The sequence below is a fragment of the Anoxybacillus sp. LAT27 genome, from assembly GCF_022030075.1.
Classification (GTDB): Bacteria; Bacillota; Bacilli; order Bacillales; family Anoxybacillaceae; genus Anoxybacillus; species Anoxybacillus kestanbolensis.
In genome coordinates this window covers 1-229 of the sequence record NZ_JAIWYK010000344.1, presented here as the reverse complement: position 1 = coordinate 229, position 229 = coordinate 1, and the positions used below count along the sequence as shown (strand labels likewise).

Genomic DNA, 229 nt, shown 5'->3' with positions numbered 1-229 from the left:
TCCCGTTTTCGCCTGCCGGGATCGTGCATGACGGAGACGGCGTGCGTAAACGCCCGCAAGCCTTCCGGACCGCGGTAGCGCCCGATGCCGCTCTGCTTTACGCCGCCGAACGGCAGATGGGGGTTGGCGTAGCTGACCAGGCAGTCGTTGATGCAGACATTGCCGGTTTCCAACTGCAGCGCGACTCGTCTGGCCTTTGTCTCGTCCTGCGACCAGACAGAAGCGTTCA

General features: G+C 63.3%; 1 protein-coding gene. It reads right to left on the bottom strand.

The window, feature by feature from the left end:
* A partial coding sequence (locus LD028_RS09725; protein ID WP_237811700.1) for an aldehyde dehydrogenase family protein occupies positions 1-229 on the bottom strand: 229 nt, incomplete at both ends.